This is a genomic window from Vibrio sp. 10N.222.49.C9 (genome assembly GCF_041474985.1).
GTDB lineage: Bacteria > Pseudomonadota > Gammaproteobacteria > Enterobacterales > Vibrionaceae > Vibrio > Vibrio crassostreae_C.
In genome coordinates this window covers 1-619 of sequence record NZ_JBFRVD010000093.1, presented here as the reverse complement: position 1 = coordinate 619, position 619 = coordinate 1, and the positions used below count along the sequence as shown (strand labels likewise).

The 619-nt window shown below is 44.1% G+C and carries 1 protein-coding gene; it reads right to left on the bottom strand.

Annotated elements, in window-relative coordinates; genetic code table 11:
- Positions 1-619 (bottom strand): hypothetical protein (locus AB4585_RS21795; protein ID WP_372170904.1); only part of this gene is annotated, 619 nt, incomplete at both ends.

The following is a 619-nucleotide window of genomic DNA, read 5'->3' as shown; positions in this document are numbered from 1 at the left end:
CGACAAACGTACTCGCAACCGTCGTATCAGTGATGGTTGGCACATCATCCGTCACAGTGATCTTCAGATCGATCGCATTCGATTTATCTTGGTCGAAATCTTCAGCTACAACAGAGAAGTTAAGGTTAATCGCGTTTTCACCCGCGCCATCAAGGTGCTTAAGTGGTTTAAGCAATTCGAATTGATAGCTGTTATCCGAGGTATCGAAAATAATCTCGAACACCGCTTCATTACTCGTTGCTGTTTGAGCAACGTAAGTAAATGTTGTGCCATTTTGTGAAACAGCTTGCCACTCTAAGCTTTCTCCATCGGAGGTTAAGCCAGTAAGAACCAAATCTTCATCGACCAGTTCATACTTCACAACGCCATCGGCACCTTCATCAACCGTGAATAACCCATTAATAATGGTATCTTCAGATTGATCTGAACCAATACCAGTAAGATCGTCTTCATCGACAACTGTTTCACCCGTTGGCGCACTCATTACTGGCGCATCATCGAGCACCTCGATTGGCAATACATATTGGTTAGAATCATCGCCGTCACCATCAACGGCCACAACATCAAACGGTATTGTTAATGTATCGAGGTTATTTGGTGTCGTAGCGTGATTGAGAGG